Annotated in this window: 2 protein-coding genes and 1 pseudogene; all 3 read left to right on the plus strand. The window is 63.5% G+C overall.

Annotated elements, in window-relative coordinates; genetic code table 11:
- Positions 1 to 51 precede the first annotated feature (51 nt).
- Positions 52 to 1,594 (plus strand): annotated as a pseudogene (locus tag D571_RS0112295) (IS3 family transposase).
- A 219-nt stretch (positions 1,595 to 1,813) separates the two neighbouring features.
- Positions 1,814 to 2,665 carry an OmpA family protein gene (locus D571_RS0112300; protein ID WP_018936992.1) on the plus strand — a complete coding sequence of 284 codons (852 nt, stop codon included), beginning with the start codon at positions 1,814 to 1,816 and terminating at the stop codon, positions 2,663 to 2,665.
- 3 nt (positions 2,666 to 2,668) lie between these two features.
- On the plus strand, positions 2,669 to 3,356 hold a 688-nt coding region (locus tag D571_RS13815; RefSeq protein WP_038047194.1), incomplete at its 3' end, for a BapA prefix-like domain-containing protein.

Genomic DNA, 3,356 nt, shown 5'->3' on the forward strand with positions numbered 1-3,356 from the left:
CCCTATCAGTCAACGTAGTTGTCGCCTCAACGCAACCGACAGGTGACAACCATGAAGCAGTATTCCAGCGAGCGTAAGGAGGCCGTCCTGCGCAAGCTCGCCCCGCCGGCCAACCGGACGATCCCCGAAGTGGCCGAGGCCGAAGGGATCTCGACGGCGACTCTGTACCGTGGCGCAAACAGGCCCGCGAGCGAGGACAGGTTTTGCCATCACGAGGATCCACTCCGGAAGGCTGGAGCAGCGAGGACAAGTTCCGTGTCGTGCTCGACACCGCGTCGATGACCGAGGCGGAGTTCAGCGCATACTGCCGGCAGAAGGGGCTCTACCCCGAGCAGGTCGAGGGTTGGCGGCAGGCGTGCATGGACGCCAACGCACAGGCCGCCGAGCAGGACAAGCGCTCGCGTCAGGAACGCAAGGCCGAGCACAAGCGCATGAAGAAGCTCGAACGCGAACTCCAGCGCAAGGACAAGGCCCTGGCGGAGACGGCGGCGTTGCTGACGCTGTCAAAAAAAGCCGAGGCGATCTGGGGCCGCAACGACGAGGACGACTGACCAGCCTCCCGGATCGCCAGCACACCATCGCTCTGGTCGAACAGGCTCGACGCGATGGTGCCCGGCTGGACAGGGCCTGCGCCGTGGTGGGCGTGAGTGTCCGTACCTATCAGCGCTGGAGCACGCCCGAAGGCGCGCATCCGGATGGCCGCACGGAGGCTTCGCGGCCGGTGCCTCACAACAAACTCTCCGACCGGGAGCGCGCCGTGATCGTCGATCTGTGCAACGAGCCCCGCTATCGCAGTCGGCCGCCAGCGTACATCGTCGCGGACCAGGCCGACCAGGGTCGCTATCTCGCTTCGGAGGCGACGTTCTACCGCGTACTGCGCGACGCCGATCAGAACCATCACCGAGGGCGCCACAAGGCCCCGGAAGGCCGGCGCCCACCGACCACTCACGTGGCCGATACGCCGAACCGGCTGTGGTCCTGGGACGTCTCGTGGCTGCCCGGGCCGGCCTGCGGCACCTGGTGGTATCTGTACCTGATCGTCGATGTGTTCAGTCGCAAGATCGTCGGTCACGAGGTCCACGCCGCCGAGACCGGGGAGCTGGCCGGTGACCTCCTCCAGAAGGCCTACTGGCGCGAACACCTGGCCGCCATGGACAAGCCGTTGATCCTGCACTCGGATAACGGCAGCCCCATGAAGGCGGCGACGTTCCTGCAGAAGCTCTACGACCTCGGGATCACGCCCTCGCGCAGCCGCCCTCGGGTGAGCAATGACAACGCCTACTCCGAGTCGCTGTTCCGTACGCTCAAATACCGCCCGGGCTTCCCGTCGAAGGGCTTTGCCACTCTCGAACAGGCTCGTGAATGGATGCTCGGCTTCGTGCACTGGTACAACGAGCAGCATCGTCACAGCGCGTTGAACTACGTGACCCCCGCCCAGCGCCACAACGGCGAGGCCGATCGGATCCTGGAACGCCGCCGAGCCACATACGAGCGGGCACGTGACGCCCATCCCGAGCGTTGGTCCGGCCCCATCCGGGACTTCGGTCTGCCAGAGACGGTGACCCTCAACCCGCAGACAGCCGCCCGTTGTTAAAGAACCCTGAACTCCATCAGGCGACATCTACCTTGACAGATAGCGGAATCCTGATGGTTGAGGAGCGAGAGTTTCTCCGCGGCTTGCTGGACGACGGTGACGCTGGCTCGGATCGGGCAGGTATACGGGAGTCATAGTCAGTAAAGACTGGTTCTTGTGATTATGGAGGATGGTAGCGTCTCAGGACAATTTCGGCCTCCAGCGAGCGAGTACGTCCGAATGAACGCACCAAAGTATGAAGAACATGCACCGCGGGTTCGCAGCACGGCCGGACCGGCCCTGTTTCTTCCGGCCGTTCTGGCCGCAGTCGGCACGTCCCCGGCAATCGCGGATGATGCCGGCTACCCGGACGTGGAGACACCGTTGATCGAGCTGGATGAAGACTTCGCCCGGGCCGGACGAGCGGTTGACCGGGAAACCCTGGATTCAGTGTCCGAAGGTCTGGAACAGGCTGAAGTGCTGGAAGAACTCGGAACGCCGGACGAATTCAAGCGTCATCGTGGCGAGGCCCACTGGTTTTACAACTTCGAGATTCCCTTTGCGACGGGGGACGACGTTCTCGTGTGTCAGTACCGAGTCAGTTTTGATGGATGGGATCGAGTCGACACGGGTGAATGGCGTCGATTTCTGTGCGAGCGACTTTATGAGGGACTGACCGCTCCCCCGGAGATTCCCGAGCTGGAGATCCTGACGCTTTCGGCGGATGTGGTCTTTGGTTTTGATGACGATCGTCTGACCCCGGAAGGTCGTGATCGGATCGGGGATGTCGCGGAGGAAATCGACCGCGAATATTCGGATCCTCGGATCACGCTCGTGGGGCACGCGGACCGTATTGGCGATGCCGAGTACAACCGGGAACTTTCCCAGAGGCGTGCCGAAAGCGTGAGGCAGGAATTAATCGAGCAGGGTATCGATCCCGACGTAATGGTCGCCGAAGGGCGGGGTGAAACACGACCGCTGGTTTTCTGCCGTGGGCCCGAGCATGCGACGGAGACCCGGGAGTGTCTCGAGCCTAATCGGCGCGTGGAAATCGAGATCATCGACCGCGGCAATCAGGATCAGGAGGGATAAAGGATGGCGGAGAACATGCAGGTCCAGCTGGTGGACAAGGCGTCGGGAGAAAGTCGCGAGGTGGCGCTTGGGGAGCTGACGGTCGGTGAAAACCAGGTGGTGCAGCTGCCGGTTGGGCCGGAAGAGGTCGCCGCATTCGATCAGCAGGGGATGGATCTGGTCATCACCCTGCAGTCGGGCGAGGAACTCGTGATCGAGGGGTTTTTCGGCGGGAGCGGTGAACTCCGCAACGAACTCGTGCTGGAAGATTCGAGCGGAGTGCTGTGGTGGGGGCAGTACGAGGAACCGTGGGAGTCGTTCGCCTTTACCGAGATCTCCGAGGTTGGCCAGCTGGTGGCCGCCGAGAGTTCGGGGGTGAGCGGCCTGGGGCTCGTGGCCGGGGCTGTGGGGGCGGGGGGGCTGGCAGCGGCAGCGGCAGGTTCGTCTTCCTCAGGTTCGTCGGATGACGGTGATGATGACGAAGAAGATCCAGGCCCCGATGCGCCGGAGGTGGACGAGGCGAATGCCAATGGTGTGTCGGGGACCGCGGAGGCGGGGACCACGATCACGCTGACGGACGACGAAGGCCAGGAGGTCGCCACCACCGAGACCGATGCCGATGGTGAATGGTCGATCCCGGCCGAGGATTTTCCGGACGGGGATCCGGACGGTTTCGAGGGCGAGGTGACGGCGACGGATGACGCTGGCAATG

The organism is Thioalkalivibrio sp. ALJ24 (genome assembly GCF_000377785.1).
Classification (GTDB): Bacteria; Pseudomonadota; Gammaproteobacteria; order Ectothiorhodospirales; family Ectothiorhodospiraceae; genus Thioalkalivibrio.

Bases quoted from the DNA above. Each gene is read 5' to 3' on its own strand.
- D571_RS0112300 (WP_018936992.1), top strand. From the start codon at position 1,814: ATGAACGCACCAAAGTATGAAGAACATGCACCGCGGGTTCGCAGCACG.